16 protein-coding genes are annotated in these 16,330 nt (G+C 70.4%); 7 read left to right on the forward strand and 9 right to left on the reverse strand.

Going from position 1 to position 16,330, the window contains the following annotated elements; all coding sequences use genetic code 11:
* Positions 1-170 precede the first annotated feature (170 nt).
* From KGA66_RS16580 to KGA66_RS16590, 3 genes are all read right to left on the reverse strand, one after another.
* Positions 171-1,691, reverse strand: a complete 1,521-nt coding sequence (locus KGA66_RS16580; protein ID WP_211469036.1) for a recombinase family protein — start codon at positions 1,689-1,691, stop codon at positions 171-173.
* On the reverse strand, positions 1,681-1,941 hold the full coding sequence (locus KGA66_RS16585) for a hypothetical protein (protein ID WP_211469037.1): 261 nt from the start codon (positions 1,939-1,941) through the stop codon (positions 1,681-1,683). Before KGA66_RS16585 ends, KGA66_RS16580 begins: the two co-directional genes overlap by 11 nt.
* A gap of 242 nt (positions 1,942-2,183) precedes the next feature.
* Positions 2,184-3,353 (reverse strand): GNAT family N-acetyltransferase, encoded by a 1,170-nt coding sequence (locus KGA66_RS16590; RefSeq protein ID WP_211469038.1) that lies wholly within the window; start codon positions 3,351-3,353, stop codon positions 2,184-2,186.
* A 136-nt stretch (positions 3,354-3,489) separates the two neighbouring features.
* On the opposite strand from KGA66_RS16590, the gene KGA66_RS16595 reads away from it, so the two are divergent.
* Both KGA66_RS16595 and KGA66_RS16600 read left to right on the forward strand, forming a co-directional pair.
* Positions 3,490-4,125: a DsbA family oxidoreductase gene (locus tag KGA66_RS16595; protein WP_211469039.1), complete on the forward strand. Its 636-nt coding sequence runs from the start codon at positions 3,490-3,492 to the stop codon at positions 4,123-4,125.
* A 60-nt stretch (positions 4,126-4,185) separates the two neighbouring features.
* Positions 4,186-4,839, forward strand: coding sequence for an NAD(P)-dependent oxidoreductase (locus KGA66_RS16600; protein ID WP_211469040.1), 654 nt, complete (start codon positions 4,186-4,188; stop codon positions 4,837-4,839).
* A gap of 53 nt (positions 4,840-4,892) precedes the next feature.
* Here KGA66_RS16600 and der read toward each other — a convergent pair whose 3' ends face one another.
* The 5 genes from der to aroH all read right to left on the reverse strand — a co-directional run bounded on the left by der (position 4,893) and on the right by aroH (position 9,464).
* Positions 4,893-6,359 carry a ribosome biogenesis GTPase Der gene (gene der, locus KGA66_RS16605; RefSeq protein WP_211469041.1) on the reverse strand — a complete coding sequence of 489 codons (1,467 nt, stop codon included), beginning with the start codon at positions 6,357-6,359 and terminating at the stop codon, positions 4,893-4,895.
* Positions 6,360-6,440: 81 nt separating this feature from the next.
* Positions 6,441-7,139 carry a lysophospholipid acyltransferase family protein gene (locus KGA66_RS16610; protein WP_246507967.1) on the reverse strand — a complete coding sequence of 233 codons (699 nt, stop codon included), beginning with the start codon at positions 7,137-7,139 and terminating at the stop codon, positions 6,441-6,443.
* On the reverse strand, positions 7,136-7,822 hold the full coding sequence (gene cmk / locus KGA66_RS16615; RefSeq protein ID WP_211469043.1) for a (d)CMP kinase: 687 nt from the start codon (positions 7,820-7,822) through the stop codon (positions 7,136-7,138). The genes KGA66_RS16610 and cmk overlap by 4 nt, the downstream gene beginning before the upstream one ends.
* Before the next feature lie 140 nt (positions 7,823-7,962).
* Entirely contained in the window at positions 7,963-9,048 is a 1,086-nt protein-coding gene (locus KGA66_RS16620) for a prephenate dehydrogenase (protein WP_211469044.1), read from the reverse strand.
* Positions 9,049-9,101: 53 nt separating this feature from the next.
* Positions 9,102-9,464: a chorismate mutase gene (gene aroH, locus KGA66_RS16625; protein WP_211469045.1), complete on the reverse strand. Its 363-nt coding sequence runs from the start codon at positions 9,462-9,464 to the stop codon at positions 9,102-9,104.
* Between the two features lie 233 nt (positions 9,465-9,697).
* On the opposite strand from aroH, the gene pyrG reads away from it, so the two are divergent.
* The 3 genes from pyrG (at position 9,698) to ald (ending at position 13,492) form a co-directional block, all read left to right on the forward strand.
* Positions 9,698-11,404, forward strand: a complete 1,707-nt coding sequence (gene pyrG, locus KGA66_RS16630) for a CTP synthase (RefSeq protein ID WP_246507968.1) — start codon at positions 9,698-9,700, stop codon at positions 11,402-11,404.
* A 51-nt stretch (positions 11,405-11,455) separates the two neighbouring features.
* Positions 11,456-12,091: an NUDIX domain-containing protein gene (locus KGA66_RS16635; protein ID WP_211469046.1), complete on the forward strand. Its 636-nt coding sequence runs from the start codon at positions 11,456-11,458 to the stop codon at positions 12,089-12,091.
* Between the two features lie 285 nt (positions 12,092-12,376).
* Positions 12,377-13,492, forward strand: coding sequence for an alanine dehydrogenase (gene ald, locus KGA66_RS16640; RefSeq protein ID WP_211469047.1), 1,116 nt, complete (start codon positions 12,377-12,379; stop codon positions 13,490-13,492).
* 120 nt (positions 13,493-13,612) lie between these two features.
* Here ald and KGA66_RS16645 read toward each other — a convergent pair whose 3' ends face one another.
* The gene (locus KGA66_RS16645) at positions 13,613-14,209 is read right to left on the reverse strand and encodes a hypothetical protein (protein WP_211469048.1); all 597 of its coding nucleotides are present in this window, start codon (positions 14,207-14,209) and stop codon (positions 13,613-13,615) included.
* 625 nt (positions 14,210-14,834) lie between these two features.
* Between KGA66_RS16645 and KGA66_RS16650 the strand changes: the two genes are divergently transcribed.
* Both KGA66_RS16650 and KGA66_RS16655 read left to right on the forward strand, forming a co-directional pair.
* Positions 14,835-15,803 carry a ParA family protein gene (locus KGA66_RS16650; RefSeq protein WP_369015887.1) on the forward strand — a complete coding sequence of 323 codons (969 nt, stop codon included), beginning with the start codon at positions 14,835-14,837 and terminating at the stop codon, positions 15,801-15,803.
* Between the two features lie 2 nt (positions 15,804-15,805).
* Positions 15,806-16,309 (forward strand): cobyrinic acid a,c-diamide synthase, encoded by a 504-nt coding sequence (locus KGA66_RS16655; protein ID WP_312886953.1) that lies wholly within the window; start codon positions 15,806-15,808, stop codon positions 16,307-16,309.
* Positions 16,310-16,330: the final 21 nt, after the last annotated feature.

Raw genomic sequence — 16,330 nt, forward strand, 5'->3', positions numbered from 1 at the left:
GAGTTCCACCTTCGGCGGGTGGTGGCGGGCTTCCCGCGTCGGCTCTCGGCGCGTCGCCTGGCGTTGCTGGCGCAGATCGTCTCCGATGACGATCCGCCTTGATCGGCGGTCGTGGTCCGCTTGGGCCGGACGGTTCCCCTGGGTGGGGCGCTGTCCGGCCCGTTCGCGTTCTAGTCGGCGGGGTTGGGCTCGATGTCGATGCGGCCGAAGTCCACCGCGCGGCCCCTGGTGGCTGACGCGTCGATGCGCACGGCGGCGAACAGGAACCGAAACAGGCCATTGATGCGCTCGTAGTCGCCCTGCTCTTCCAGCTTGTGCCATGCCTCCTCGGCTCCCGGCCCGGTCATGCCTTCGAGGACTTCGACTGTGGGCCGGACGATCGCCTTGCGCTGCGCGGTCTTGATCCGTTCGCTGATCTCCTTGCGCATCACGTCGTACTCGGCCTTGTTGATCTCCTTGCGTGCCCACATGCGGGCGGCCTCGGTCAGCTGCTCCTGGTCGGCGGCGATCGTGTCGGCCTCCTCGCTGCCCAGTACGGCGGCGGCCTCGCGGCCGGTGACGTCCAGGTGTGTGAGCATCCGGATAGCGGCGTCGGCGGCGAACGGTTCCAGGACGGCGGCTGAGATGCGGCGGCGGCATGCCTTCCCGTCGCGCTCGCTGCTGCACTGGTAGGTGGGCCGTGCCTTGTTGGTGCCTCCTGCCATGCGCACGCCGCACGCGGTGCACCACACCAGGGAGCGCAGCGTGTAGAACTTGCCCGTCCTGGTGGCCTCGGCCTTCGCCCGGCCTGCCGCCGCGCGGTAGCCGCGCCGCTCCTGCACTTCCCGGAACGTGCCTACCGGGATGATCGCGGGCCAGGTGCCCGGTCCGATCTCCTGGCCACGGAACACCCGCAGTCCGGCCATGTGGTGACAGTCCAGCAATGAGAGAACCGTCTGGTGCTGCCACCTTTTGCCCAGGGCGGTGGGTATGTTTTGCTCGTTGAGCTGGGTTTTGATCCAGTGCACGGTCTTGCCCTTGAGGTACTGGACGTAGATCCAGCGCACGGTCTCGGCCTCAGACTCGATGATCTTCGTTCCGGTCTTGTCGTAGCCGAAACGGCGCTTGCCCGAATGCGGCTTGCCCGCGCTGGCGCGCTCGGCCAGGGTGTCACGCACCCGCCGCGAGGTGTCGTCCGAGGAACGGCACGCGTGCGCTACCTCCATGCGCAGGATGAACCGGTCATCGGGGTCGGACAGGTCCCGCCCCCCGGCCTGCCCGTGCAAGATCACGTGGTGCTCGTCGGCCTTGCTGAGCAGCACCTCAAGGTCCTGCGGCTGCCGCAACAGCCGGTCGGCGTGGTAGATGATCACGTGCCGGACCTGTCCCGACTCGATCGCGGCAAGAAGCTCGTCCCATCCGGGGCGCTTGCGGTTGCGCTGCCACGCGCTGCGGTTGTTGTCGATGTACGCGTGCCCGGACTCGACCTGGAGTCTCAGCCGCTCGGCCGCGTCCCGGCAGATGCGCTCCTGCCTCTCGACCCCGGTTTGGTCCTCGTCGTGGGTCTTGGAGATGCGGCAGTAGATGGCCGCTCCCTCCCCCACCCAGGATGCCGGATCGCGCCGCGCCTGCTTCGGCCCGGTGATCCCGGCGACCCGCGCGAGACGCTGAATCTGTGCCCTGTCCAGCTCGTTTACCGTATCAGTACCCATACGAATAAGTGTACGGATCAGGTATGACAGTGGTGGACTTGCCCGCGCCGTTCGGGCCGATGTAACCGACCAGCTCGCCGGGTTCGACGCGCAGGTCGATGCAGTCCACCGCGGTGAAGTCCGTGCGCCGGCGGCGAAGCCGGCCGGCGCGGTGATAGCGGGTGAAGGTCTTGGTGAGCTGTTCGGCGACGATGACGGGTTCGATCGCCCTCCCTTTCGCGGGCGCGGCCACGTTCACGGGCACGGTCATGGACATAAACCTGCGCTTCCTGTCGGACAGGCGGTGGCGAGGGGGCTACCGTATCGTCGTCTCAGCGAACTGCCGTCCGCAAGCCGATTAACGCTCCTGACATGGCCGCGCACCGAACTCGGCGAACGGCTTTCAACCAGGACACCAGGGACCCGCACGGCCCGGATCCCGCCCGGCAACCCGGGGCGAGGATCAGAGCGCGGACCGGGGCGGGGACCAGGCCCGGTGCCTCGAACCGGCGGCTATGCGACCGCGGGAGGCACGAGCGCGTATCTCAGGTATATGCCGAACTGCCGCTGCACCTCTCCTTCGAGGCGCATGCCGAGGCGCTGCGCGACGCGGATGGACGGCTCATTGCGCGGGCGGATCAGTGCGACGACGGGCACGCCCGGGGCCATACTCGCGGCGAGAGCCAAGGCCGCGCGCCCGACCTCCGTCGCGTAACCCCTGCCCCAGACCGAGGGATGGAAGCGGTAGTAGAGGTTGAGGAAGTCCTCGCCCTCGACGACCGGACGCACCCCTGCGAAACCGATGATCCGCCCGCCGGCGGCGTCACGCACCACCCAGTATCCGAAGCCCGCCGCACGCCAGTGCCGCTGCCACAACTCCAGCACGGGCGCCGCCGCCGCGGGATCCACCATCGGCCCGGCCGGGTTGTGCACGTTCGTGGCCGGATCGGCGTGAATCGCGAAGTAGGCGTCAGCCACGTCGGACTCGGGCGCGGGAACGCACAGCAACAGCCGCTCGGTGCGCTGCCAGCCGGCACCCCGCGTCACGCCGCGCGGAAGGCTCGCCCCCTGCCCCGCGGGCAGGTCGCCCAGCAGATCGGCGTCCTTGGGGCGGGCGAGCGCGCGGCTCATCAGAATCACATCGTGCCGCGCCGCACCGACCGCGACCACGTTGCGCAGCGCGCCCACGCGCCGGAACCCCTCGCGTTCGTACAGGGCGATGGCGGCATGGTTGTTGCCGCGCGCCTCCAACATCAGCACCTCGACACCGGCCGCCTGCGCGTCGCCGGCGATCGCGTCGACCAGCGCGGTACCCAGCCCGGCGCCGCGGGACTGCGGCGAGACGACGACCCGGTCCAGTTCCGCGAGCACCCGCCGGGTCGGATAAGGACTGCGGGTCCACTGCGCCGAGCCGACCACCGTGCCGTCCGCGGCGCGCGCCACGGCCAGCCCGGCGTCGCCCCGCTCGGCATCGCTCATCAGCCTTTTGAGGTGTTCCTCGTACTCGGGCCGGGTCACATCCTCCCGCAGCCCCAGCGCCTCACCGCGCACCGCCGCGGCGACGACCAGTTCCGCCACGGCCGCCAGCGCTGCAGAGTCGAAACCGCGCAGCACGCTCACCCGCGCCGCCGCCCCGGCCCGCGCGGCCACCTCCCCGCTTCGCCGCCCGCCCTTCATGCGCATCCAGGGATCATACGGCCGCGGCCGATCGGGCCGCCGACACCGCCGGCACTCCTCGACAGCGCCGACAGCGCCACACCGCCGCGACAAATCTGCGGGGTCAGGAAATAATCGGCGGGCCGCGACGGTTGTCGCGGCCATGAAGGTTGAGGTCTACAGCGATATCGCCTGCCCGTGGTGCTACATCGGCAAGCACCGCTTCGAGCGCGCCCTCTCGGCGTTTGCGGGCGCGGCAGAAGTCGAGGTGGTGTACCGGCCGTACCAGCTCGACCCGGGCGCGCCGGCGACCGCCTCACCGCACCGCGAATACCTCGACCGGAAGTTCGGTCCCGGCAGCGCGCAGATGGACGCCCGGGTCGCCCAGATCGGCCGCGGCGAGGGCATCGCGTTCGACTTCGACCACGCCCTGCATGTCAATACGCTGGACGGACACCGCCTGCTGCGTCTCGCGCTCACCGAATACGGTCCGGCCGTCCAGAGCGCGCTGAAGGAGAAGCTGCTCGCCGCCCGGTTCGCCGAGGGCGGCGACGTCGGGGACAGGAACCAGCTGATCGAGGCCGCGGCGGCAGCCGGCGTCGACCGCGACCGCGCCCGCGCCTACCTCGACTCCGGCGAAGGCCGCGAAGACGTCCTCGACGAGATCGCCGAGGCGCGGGCCCGCGGCGTCTCCTCCGTGCCCACGTTCGTCTTCGACGGGCGGTGGGCCGTCTCCGGAGCGCAGGAGACCGAGGTCTTCCTGCGCGTCCTGGAGCAGGTCTCGGCCGCCGGCGAATAGCCGGCGCGCCCGCGGCGCAATTCACCGAAAAGCAGCAACCGACCAGCAGGAGGCAGCTCCATGTCCAAAATCGTGGTCTTCGGCGGCAGCGGAATGATCGGCGGGCGCGCGATACACGAGGCGCTGCGCCGCGGGCACGAGGTCACGGCCGCCGTGCGGCATCCGGCGAAGGTGACCGAGGAACACCCGAACCTCACCGTGCAGCAGGCGGACGTGACGGATCCGGCCGCGACACAGAAGATCATCGCGGGCGCCGACGCGGTCATCAGCGCCGTCTCCCCGCGCGACCCGGGCACCGAGCCGAAGCGGCAGGTGGAGGCGAACCTCGACAGCCTCGTCACGGCGCTGCGCGCGCTCGGCCGGGACGCGCCGTACCTCGTGGTCGTCGGCGGCGCGGGCAGCCTGCTGGTGGGCCCCGGTGAACGGCTGGTCGACCAGCCCTACTTCCCGGAGGTCTACAAGAGCGAGGCCCTGGCGCACGCAGCCGGCCTGGAGAAGCTGCTCGGCGTCTCCGACGTCGCATGGACCTACGTGAGCCCGGCCGGTGTCGTCGCGCCCGGCGAGCGTACCGGCACCTTCCGCCTCGGCGAGGACCACCTGCTCGTCGACGCCGACGGCAACAGCAACATCTCCGCCGAGGACTACGCCATCGTGCTGATCGACGAAGCGGAGAAGCGCGAGCACGCCGGGCGCCGTTTCACAGCCGCGTACTGATCAGGCTGCGCTGCGGGCCACCCGGCCCGCAGCGCCCGCCCTCGGGTCCTGCGCTACTTCTTGTTGCGCGGGCGCTTCTCGCGCACCCGCACCGAGATCTCGACCGGGGAACCGGCGAACCCGAACTCCTCACGCAGCCGCCGCTCGATGAACCTGCGGTACCCCGCGTCCAGGAACCCGGAGGCGAACAGCACGAAGCGCGGCGGGCGCGATCCGGCTTGTGTGGCGAACAGGATCCGCGGCTGTTTCCCGCTGCGCACCGGGTGCGGGTGCTCGGCCACCACCGAGCCGAGGAAGGAGTTGAGCTTCGCGGTCGGCACGCGCGTGGCCCAGCCCTCCAGCGCGGTCTCCAGCGCGGGAACCAGCTTCTCGACGTGCCGGCCGCTGGAGGCCGAGATGTTCACCCGCGGCGCCCACGCCACCTGGCCCAGGTCCTGCTCGATCTCCCGCTCGAGGTAGAAACGGCGCTCCTCGTCCAGCAGGTCCCACTTGTTGAACGCCAGCACCAGCGCACGGCCGGTCTCGATCACCTTGGTCAGGATCCGCGCGTCCTGCTCGGCGATCCGGTCGCTCACGTCGATCAGCACGACCGCGACCTCGGCCTTCTCGATCGCGGCCGCGGTGCGCAGCGAGGCGTAGAAATCCGCGCCGTAGGTGTGGTGTACCCGGCGGCGGATGCCCGCGGTGTCCACGAATCGCCAGGTCTTGCCGCCCAGCTCGATCAGCTCGTCCACCGGGTCGCGGGTCGTGCCGGCCACCGAGTCGACCACCACGCGCTCCTGTCCCGCCAGTTTGTTGAGCAGCGAGGACTTGCCGACATTGGGCTTGCCGACCAGGGCGACCCGGCGCGGTCCGCCCAATCCCCCGGAGCCGAACCCCTCGCGCGGCGTCTCCGGCAGCGCGTCAAGCGCCGCGTCGAGCAGGTCGCCGGATCCGCGGCCGTGCATCGCCGAGACGGGATGCGGCTCGCCGAGCCCGAGCGACCACAGCGCGTAGGCCTCGGCCTCCTGCCGCGCGTTGTCCACCTTGTTCGCGGCCAGGATCACCGGCTTCTTCGTACGCCGCAATACCCTGACGAACGCCTCGTCGGTGTTGGTCATCCCGACGGTCGCGTCCACGACCAGGATGACGGCGTCCGCCAGCTCCACCGCGATCTCCGCCTGCTCGGCGACCCGGGCGTCCATGCCCTCGACGTCGACCTCCCAGCCGCCGGTGTCCACGATGGTGAATCGGCGCCCGGCCCAGTTCGCCTCGTAGTACACCCGGTCGCGGGTCACACCCGGCACGTCCTGCACGACCGCCTCGCGCCGGCCCAGGATCCGGTTGACCAGCGTCGACTTGCCGACGTTGGGCCGTCCGACGATCGCGAGCACCGGCAGCGGCGCCTCGGCTCCGGCCGCCGCGTCCTCGTCGGCGGGCTCGCCGGGCAGCGGTTCCGCGTTGCCGAATTCGTCGACGAACTCGCTCGGGTCGAACGGCGCGTCGAGGTCGTCGTCGAACGCGTCGTGGTCCACAGTCATCGCCAGTTCGTCCTTACCGCTACCTGTACCAGTTACTTGCCGTGCCTGTTGCTTGCCGTACCTACTGCCAGCCTGTTGTGCCTACGTGGTCGACGCCCGGCCGGTGTCCCGGCGCGCTTGTTCGATGTGCGCACGCAGTGCTTCGCGCAGTTGCTCGCTGGCAGCCGCGACCGCCTTGCGTCCGGTGCCGCGTCCGAGTTCGATCGGCGGACCGTAAACCACGTCGAGACGAGTGCGCAACCGGGGCAGCGCACCAATCGTGGTGCCGCGCGTACCCGAGCCGAGGCAGGCCACCGGCACCACGGGCGCCCCCGAGCGCAGCGCGAAGTACGCCAGCCCATTGTGCATGGTCGCGAAGTCCTCCGCCGAACGCGTGCCCTCGGGGAACACGCCGAGCACGCCGCCTTGTTCCAGCACGCCGAGCGCGGCCTGGATCGCCGCGCGGTCGGCCGAGTGCCGATCCACGCTGATCTGCCCGAGCCAGCCCAGGAACCGGCCGAGCGCGCCGCGGAACATCTCCCGCTTCACCATGAAGTGCACCGGCCGCGGCGAGAGCCCGACCAGCAGCGGACCGTCCAGGAACCCCGTGTGGTTCCCGGCCAGGATCACCGGCCCGGCCGCGGGGACGTGCTGCGCACCGTGCAGGGTGATCTTCCAGAACGGCCTGAGCAGGAACGGGCCGATCCGGCGTGCCCGCACCGCCTCCCGCGGCGCAGGCACCCGCGGCGCTGCCGGCGCGTTCGGTGTCGCGTGCGGTGTCGCATTCGGTGTGGCGGTCATCCCCGGGCCGTTTCGACCAGTTCGACCACCCGCTCGATCACCTGATCGAGCGTCAGGTGTGTCGCGTCGACGACGATCGCGCCGGGCGCGGCCTCGTGCGGGCGCGTGGTCTTCGCGTCCTCGGCGTCACGACGGGCCAGGTCGGCCAGGGTGCCGGCCGAGCCGCCGGCCACCACCGCGCCGAGTTCCGCGCTGCGGCGCGCGGCGCGGGCCGTGGGCGAGGCGGTCAGGAAGATCTTGCTGTCGGCCTGCGGACAGACCACGTCCGCTATGTCGCGCCCCTCCGCGACCACGCCCGCCGACTGCGCGAGCGCGGCGGCGATGATCTGCCGCTGCAACTCGATCAGCCGGTCGCGCACGGCCTGCACCCCGGCCACGGCCGAGACGGCCCCGGTGACCTCGGCGGTCCGGATGCCGGCGGCCACGTCCGTGCCGTCTACGGTGATCGACGGCTCGTCCGGGTCCGTGCCGGAGACGATCACCGGTTTCGGGCACGCCGCGGCGACGGCCTCACGGTCGGCGAGGTCCACGCCGTTGCGCAGCATCCACCACGTCATCGCGCGATATTGGGCGCCGGTGTCGAGATAGCGCAGGCCGAGTCTGCGCGCCACACCCTTGGACACGCTCGACTTGCCCGAGCCGGAAGGCCCGTCCACCGCGACCACGATCGCCTTGTCGGACACCTGGTTGCCACGCTTTCCGTTCTGTCTCGGACCGATCCGAAGGGAAAAGGGTATCGGTGCTGACGCAGTGTCAGATGACGTGCTGCGCACCCGCTCCGGGGCCGGGGCCTCGTCGGATCACGACCGGCCGCGCGGTCCGGTCAACTCTGCACCGTCCAGCCGCGTTCGCCGAGCCGCTCGGCCAGCCGATCGGCGGAGTCGGGCGCGACCTGGAGGGTGACAAGTCCGGCCTGCTGCCCGGGCGAATGCTCGATCCGCACGTCCTCGATGTTGACCCCGGCCGCGCCGACGGCCGCGAACAGCCTGGCCAGTTCCCCGGGCGCATCGCTGATGACGACCGTGACCGTCGCGTAGACCGCGCGCGGCGCGCCGTGCTTGCCGGGGACGCGGGAATGTCCGGCGTTGCCCCTGCGCAGCAGCGCGACCAGGTCTTCGCGCCCGGCGTCGCGCTTGTCAGCGTCGTCGCCGGCCAGTGCGCGCAGCGCGATGACCGCGCCGCTCAGATCCGAGGCGTACTCCTCCAGCACGTCCGCCACCGCGGCGGCGTTCGACGAGAGGATCTCCTGCCAAAGCAGCGGATCGCCGGCCGCGATCCGGGTCACGTCCCGCACACCCGGACCGGCGATGCGCGCGGCGTCCTCCGAGGCGTGCTCCAGCCGCGCGGCCATGAGCACGGACACCACGTGCGGGGCGTGCGAGATCAGCGCGACCGCGTGGTCGTGGTCCGCGGCGTCCATCACCACGGGCACCGCGCCGCACAGCGAGATCAGCTCCAACGCCCGGTTGAGCGCGTCGCGGCCGGTATCCGCGGTCGGGGTGAGCACCCAGGGACGGCCGTCGAACAGGTCGGCGCGGCCCGCCAGCGGCCCGGCGACCTCGCGGCCCGCCAGCGGGTGCCCGCCGATGTACGTCTTCTGGTCCACGCCGTGCGCGGCGGCCGCAGCCTGCGGGCCCGCCTTGACCGAGGCGACATCCGTGTAGGTCGTCGCGAGGCCGCGCCGCTGGGCCTCCTCAAGCACGGTCGCGACGTACGCCGGGGGGACCGCGACCACTGCCAGATCCACCGGCACGACCGGGTCTCCGACCTGCCCGGCCCCCAGGGAGGCCGCCGTGCGCAGCACGGACTCGTCGCGGTCGGACAAGTACACGGCGACGCCGCGGCGAGTCAGGGCGAGCGCGACCGACGTACCGATCAGACCGGTCCCGATGACCGCGGCTGTACGCATCCGGCCCTCTTCGAGGTGTAGACGTGCCCCGATATTTGCAAGAACGTCCGCGACTACTGCGCGATGTCCCGGCGCAGCGCAGCGGCCCCGCCGAGGTACACGTGCTGGATCTCCTGCTTGGAGCGCAGCGTCTCGACGTGCGCCAGGATCCGCACCACGCGGGGCAGCGCCCCGGGCACCGGGATCTCGGCCGCGCACAGCAGCGGGGTGTCGACCAGGCCCAGCTCCCGGGCGGCGAGGGCGGGGAACTCGCTGGTCAGATCCGGGGTGGCGGTGAAGATGATGGAGATGACGTCCTCGGCGCTGAAACCGTTCGCCTCGAACAGCGCGTTCACCAGCTCCGCGGTCGCCTTCAGCACCAGTTCCCGTTCATCCGCGTCCACCTGCACGGCCCCGCGTACTGCGCGCACTGCCATCGCCGCCACCTCCTCGCCACAGATCGTCCTGGTCAGACTAGCGACGAGCGCACCGGGCCCGCCAACCGCGAACAGATGTGTCCACTGAATGGACATTTCACGCCCGGCGGATTAGAGCGGTGACGCGCGTACGCAACCAGAAGCACGACAATCGCCTGTTAAGCTGGTAGCCCGTGGATGACCGGCCGATCCCCACCCGGCCACTCGCTCGTATCGACCACGGGAGCCCCACGTTGGCAGTGCCCAGCCGTTCCGCAGCTTCGAGGAAACCTTCCGGACGCCCGACCAAGCACCTCTTCGTCACCGGGGGCGTGGCCTCCTCGCTCGGCAAGGGGCTGACCGCGTCCAGCCTCGGCGCGCTGCTCAAGGCGCGCGGGCTGCGGGTGACGATGCAGAAGCTGGATCCCTATCTGAACGTCGATCCGGGCACGATGAACCCATTCCAGCACGGCGAGGTGTTCGTCACCGACGACGGCGCGGAAACAGACCTGGACATCGGCCACTACGAACGCTTCCTCGACACCGATCTGCGCGGCTTCGCGAACGTGACCACGGGACAGGTGTACTCGACGGTGATCGCAAAGGAGCGGCGCGGCGAGTACCTGGGCGACACGGTGCAGGTCATCCCGCACATCACCAATGAGATCAAGTCCCGCATCCTGGCGATGGACGCGGTCGAGGTGGACGGCGCCCCGGTCGACATCGTGATCACCGAGATCGGCGGCACCGTCGGCGACATCGAGTCGCTGCCGTTCCTGGAGGCGGCGCGGCAGGTACGCCACGAGATCGGCCGCGGCAACTGCTTCTTCCTGCACATCTCCCTGGTGCCGTACATCGGCCCCTCGGGTGAGCTCAAGACGAAGCCGACGCAGCATTCGGTGGCCGCGCTGCGCTCGATCGGCATCCAGCCGGACGCGATCGTGTGCCGGGCCGACCGGCCGATCCCGGACTCGATCAAGCGCAAGATCTCGCTGATGTGCGACGTGGACGAGGAGGCGGTGGCCACCGCGGCCGACGCCCCGTCGATCTACGACATCCCCAAAGTGCTGCACGCCGAGGGCCTGGACGCCTACGTGGTGCGCCGCCTCGACCTGCCGTTCCGGGACGTCGACTGGCACGCCTGGGACGAGTTGCTGCGCCGCGTGCACAAGCCCCGCCACGAGGTGACGGTGGCGCTGGTCGGTAAGTACATCGACCTGCCGGACGCCTACCTGTCGGTGACCGAGGCGCTGCGTGCCGGCGGCTTCGCGAACGACGCCCGGGTCCGGATCAAGTGGGTGGCTTCGGACACCTGCGAGACGGACGCGGGCGCGGCCAAGCAGCTCAAGGACGTCGACGCGGTGTGCATCCCGGGCGGCTTCGGGGTGCGCGGCATCGACGGCAAGATCAACGCCGCGAAGTACGCGCGCGAACACAAGCTGCCCACGCTCGGACTGTGCCTCGGCTTGCAGTGCATGGTGATCGAGGCGGCGCGGCACCTGGCCGGGCTGGAGGGGGCCGGCTCCAGCGAGTTCGACGAGCAGACCGCGCACCCGGTGATCTCCACGATGGCCGACCAGGTGGACATCGTCTCCGGCGAGGGCGACATGGGCGGCACGATGCGGCTGGGCCTGTACCCCGCGACGCTGGCCGAGGGTTCGCTGGTGCGGGAACTGTACGGCGAGGCGAAGATCGAGGAACGGCACCGGCACCGTTACGAGGTGAACAACGCCTATCGGGAGAAGATCGCGGCCGGCGGGCTGGTGTTCTCCGGCACCTCTCCGGACGGGCGGCTGGTCGAGTTCATCGAACTGCCGCGCGAGACGCACCCTTACTACGTCGCCACGCAGGCGCACCCGGAGCTGCGTTCCCGCCCGACCCGCCCGCACCCGCTGTTCGCCGGCCTGGTCGGCGCCGCAGTGGCCCGGCGCGACAGCCGTGCCGGGAGCACGCAGCGGTAGCCGTCGGGCGAGTCGAGCCGCGCGCGGGTGCCGCCGCCTAAGATTCGAATCATGACATTCGCGCTCTCGGATTCGCCCGAAGAATGGCCCGTCGAACTCACCGAGGACCTCGCATCCGGCGGTATCACAACGTATCGGCGCGACCGGGTACGGATGCCCTCGGGTAAGGCACAGCAGCGCGAGTACACGCTGCACCCGGGTGCGGTCGCGGTCCTCGCACTCGACGACGACGACAACGTGCTCGTCATCACGCAGTACCGGCACCCGGTGCGCCGCCGGTTGGTGGAGCTGCCGGCGGGGCTGCACGACCAGCGCGGCGACGGCGAGGAACCTCTCGTCGCCGCGCAGCGCGAACTGCGGGAGGAGACCGATCTGCGCGCCGCGCACTGGCGGGTGCTCGCAGACTTCTACAACACTGCGGGTTCCTCGGACGAGGCTTCGCGGGTGTACCTGGCGCGCGACATCAGCGCCGCGGACGGCGATCCGCACGACCGCGAGGACGAGGAAGCCGACATGGGACGGCACTGGGTCGCGTTCGACGAGTTGCTCCGCGCGGTGCTGGCCGGGAAGGTCGGCACCGCGGCCACGGTGGCCGGCGTCCTCGCGCTGGCCGCGGTCCGCGCCAGGCCCGGCGGACTGGACGAGTTGCGCCCGGCCGACGCGCCGTGGGACGCCCGGCCGTTCTGACCCGCGCCGGCATCGTTCGGAAACCGGGCATCGTTCGGAAAGCACCGCCGCTCGTCCGCCTTCGATTCGAAGGCGGACACCCGCTTCTCCCGTGAAGCAGGAGTCAACACCGCGACACTTCGTCGGCGCCGGCGGGAAACCCGACGCACGGTGTAAGGCGCGGCGCCGGGGCGGCTCCGGTTACGCTGAGAACAGCCCAGCTCGCTCGGCTTGTCCTGTTCGGCGGCGTTTCGGGCTCGATGTTTCCTTCTTCCCGCCACGATTCCGTCTGAAGGACGATACGCCGTGAAGGTCGGTATTCCCCGCGAAGTCAAGAACCACGAGTACCGGGTCGCGATCACCCCGGCGGGTGTCCACGAGCTGACCCGGGCAGGGCACGAGGTCTACGTCGAGTCTCAGGCCGGGGTGGGTTCCTCGATCCCGGACGCCGATTTCGCCGCGGCCGGCGCCGAGATACTGCCCGGCGCCGACGAGGTGTGGGCGACCGGTGATCTGATCCTGAAGGTCAAGGAGCCGGTGGCGAGCGAGTACCACCGCATCCGCGCCGACCAGACCCTTTTCACCTATCTGCACCTGGCCGCCTCGCGCGAGTGCACCGACGCGCTGTTGAAGGCGGGTGTCACGGCGATCGCGTACGAGACCGTGCAGGCGCCCAACGGTTCGCTGCCGCTGCTGGCCCCGATGTCGGAGGTCGCCGGCCGGCTGGCCCCGCAGGTCGGCGCCTACAACCTGATGCGGTTCTCGGGCGGGCGCGGCGTGCTTCCCGGCGGCGTGCCCGGCGTGGCCCCCGCGAAGGCCGTCGTGATCGGCGCCGGGGTGTCCGGCTGGCACGCGACCACGATCGCGGCCGGGATGGGCTTCGAGGTCACGCTGCTGGACCGGGACATCGCGAAGCTGCGGGACGCGGAGAGGGTCTTCGGCAACCAGATCAAGACCCTGGCTTCCAGCGCGTTCACGCTGGAGCGCGCGGTACTGGAGGCGGACCTGGTGATCGGCGCGGTGCTGATCCCGGGGGCGAAGGCGCCGAAGCTGGTAAGCAACGAACTGGTCTCCCGGATGAAGCAGGGTTCGGTGCTGGTGGACATCGCGATCGACCAGGGCGGCTGCTTCGAGGATTCGCGGCCGACCACGCACGCTGAGCCGACGTTCGCGGTGCACGGGTCCGTCTTCTACTGCGTCGCGAACATGCCGGGCGCCGTGGCGAATACGTCCACTTACGCGCTGACCAACGTGACGCTGCCCTACGCGCTGGAGTTGGCGAACAGGGGCTGGCGCGAGGCGTGCCGCGCGGACCACGCGCTCGCGCTCGGCCTGAACGCCCATGCCGGAGGGGTGACCTACGCGCCGGTCGCCGAGGCACACGGCCTGCCGTTGCTGAAGTTGGACGAAGTGCTCGCCTGACGCGGTAATCACCGCGACGCCGCCGCAGACGGAGAACAGCCCGCGCTCCGATTACGGAGCGCGGGCTGTTCTCGTGCGATCTCGAACCGACGATCGCCTTTACCGCTGCGGGCTGCCGCGTTACTGCTGCGGGGGCTGCTGCCAGGTCGGCGGCTGCTCGGCCGGAGGGACGTAGCCTCCGGGGGGCGGGACATAGCCTTCGGCCGGCGGAACATAACCGGTCTGCTGCGGCTGCCCGCCCTGGAAGGCGGCGCCGATGTTGTTGAGCGTGCCGCCCGCGGCGGTGAATCCCAGGTAGGCGAACACCGTCGCCACAATGCCGAGGATCAGGCCGACGTACGTGCCGAAATCCGCGCCGGCGTCGATGAGCGCGGCCTCCTCGGCCGGCACCGAGGGGTAGGTCAGCCAGCGAATCAGCACGATGATCGTAGCGAGCAGCGCGGCCGCGCCGAACGCCGCGTAGCCACCGCGGACGCTCACGTTCTGCCCGACCGCGGGCAGCGCGACCAGCACGCCGATCGCGAGCAGCAACAACATCGGGAACCAGGCCCAGAAGCCGACGTCCCACGCGTTGCCGCTGACGCCGCCGACTCCCCCCATGGCGGCCAGTTCCCCCTTGACCGATACCGAGTACCACGGCAGGAAACTGTCGATGAACGCGAGCAGCCCGACTATCGCCAGGACGCGCTCGGTGCGACCGAGCTTCGTCAGATCCATTTACCCCTCCTAAGTGCGCGCCGACCGGTGCCAGCGGGCGGCCCGCCTCTCCGGAGCGGGCTGCCATACTTCTACAGCCTGCGCCCCCCTTCGGATAGGGGTTGTGAGCGAAACGTGCCCTTACGGGCAGCGGGAGATCACTGGTCGCCGCCGACAAGGACGGTATTTGCGGCATTTCCGAAGTCCGACGTCGGACGTCCGCTCTCACACCTTGCGGCCCGGGCGGTTCTGACATGCCGTCAGAACCCGGTCCGAACCCGGCAAGTGCGTTCCACCGCACCGCGCGACCGCGCGGTGATGATGATTTGTCGACGAATTCGCGTGACTGTGCGCGCGTTGCGCCACGAGAGCGACGCCGCCTTGCTGTAATTGGAGAGTCCCGCCTAGAGTCGCACTGCCACCGTGACGTCAGGTCGATGAATACATAGGTCGACAATTGACACCGGCACGGTGGACACTGACTGTCGGGGCACCGTCGGGGGGCCTCGCCCCGCACAGCACTTGGGAGGATGACCGGCAGGTGAGCGAATCCACATACGCCGACCCGCATACGGCGGCGCTCGCCGGAGGGAGCGGTCGAGGAGGAAAAATCGTGACCAGCGGTGCGTGGACCGGCGACGTCGAGATCGACGACCCGTACGGCATCGACGACGAACTGCGCTTCGAGGACGGCTTCGACCCGGACGCGGAAATAGAGCCGGACCCGGAGTACGCGGCCACGCTCGCCCCGGACCCGGCGACGCAGCGGCGCGAGCGGGTCGGGCCGACCGGCCGGCCGATGCCGCGCTTCCCCGCGCCACGGCCCGCCATGGAGCACGGCCCGGCGAAGATCATCGCGATGTGCAACCAGAAGGGCGGGGTCGGCAAGACCACCTCCACCATCAATCTCGGCGCGGCGCTTGCCGAATACGGTCGCAAGGTCCTGCTCGTGGACTTCGACCCGCAGGGCGCGCTGTCGGTCGGCCTCGGGGTCAACCCGATGGAACTGGACCGCACCGTCTACAACCTGCTGATGGAGCGCGGCGTCAACATCGACGACATCCTGCTCAAGACGGTCACCCCGGGCATGGACCTGTTGCCGAGCAACATCGACCTGTCGGCGGCAGAGGTGCAACTGGTCACCGAGGTGGCCCGGGAGTCCTCGCTGGCGCGCGCCCTCAAACCCGCGATGTCCGAGTACGACTACGTCATCATCGACTGCCAGCCCTCGCTCGGCCTACTCACCGTCAATGCCCTGACAGCGGCGCACAGCGTCATCGTTCCGCTGGAGTGCGAGTTCTTCGCGCTGCGCGGCGTGGCGCTGCTGACCGAGACCATCGAGAAGGTGCGCGAGCGGCTGAACCCGGAACTGGAACTGGACGGCATCCTGGCCACCATGTACGACGCCCGCACGGTGCACAGCCGCGAGGTGCTGGCGCGGGTGGTGCAGGCGTTCGGCGACCAGGTGTTCCACACGGTGATCGGCCGCACGGTGCGTTTCCCGGAGACGACGGTGGCCGGGGAACCGATCACCTCGTACGCGTCGAGCTCGGTCGGTGCGGCAGCGTACCGCCAGCTCGCCAGGGAGGTGCTGGCGAGGTGCCCCGCCGAGTGAGGATGCCCGCAGCCGACGAGCTGTTCCGCTCCCCCGGTTCGACCGCCCACGGCTCCGGCAGCGGCATAACCGCGTCCGCGCTGTCCACGATGGGCAGCGCGGCTCGCGCGGCGCGGCCGGGCACCGATCGGCTGCGCGCCGTACCCGACCCTGTCGACGAGGAGCCGGGCGCTTATCCGGACGAGGGATACACCGAGGCTCGTGCACCGGAGCAGCAGCCACAGTCCGCGCGGGTCCGGCCGGCCACGCGTTCGCAGAACGCCGCAGCGCCCACCACCGCGGCACGCGGGGCGACCGGCCGGGAACGGCACGACGAGAAGATCACCGTGTACGTCTCGCCGGAGGAACTGCTCAGCCTTGAGCAGGCCCGCATCCTGCTGCGCGCGCAGCACGGCCTGGCGGTGGACCGCGGCCGGATCGTGCGCGAGGCCATCGACCTGGTGCTGGCGGACTTCGAGGCGAACGGGGAGCGTTCCCTCCTGGTCCGCACGCTGCGCGGGCGCTGATCCAGTGGAGCCGGGCCGCGC

The organism is Actinocrinis puniceicyclus (assembly GCF_018283645.1).
Classification (GTDB): domain Bacteria; phylum Actinomycetota; class Actinomycetes; order Streptomycetales; family Catenulisporaceae; genus Actinocrinis; species Actinocrinis puniceicyclus.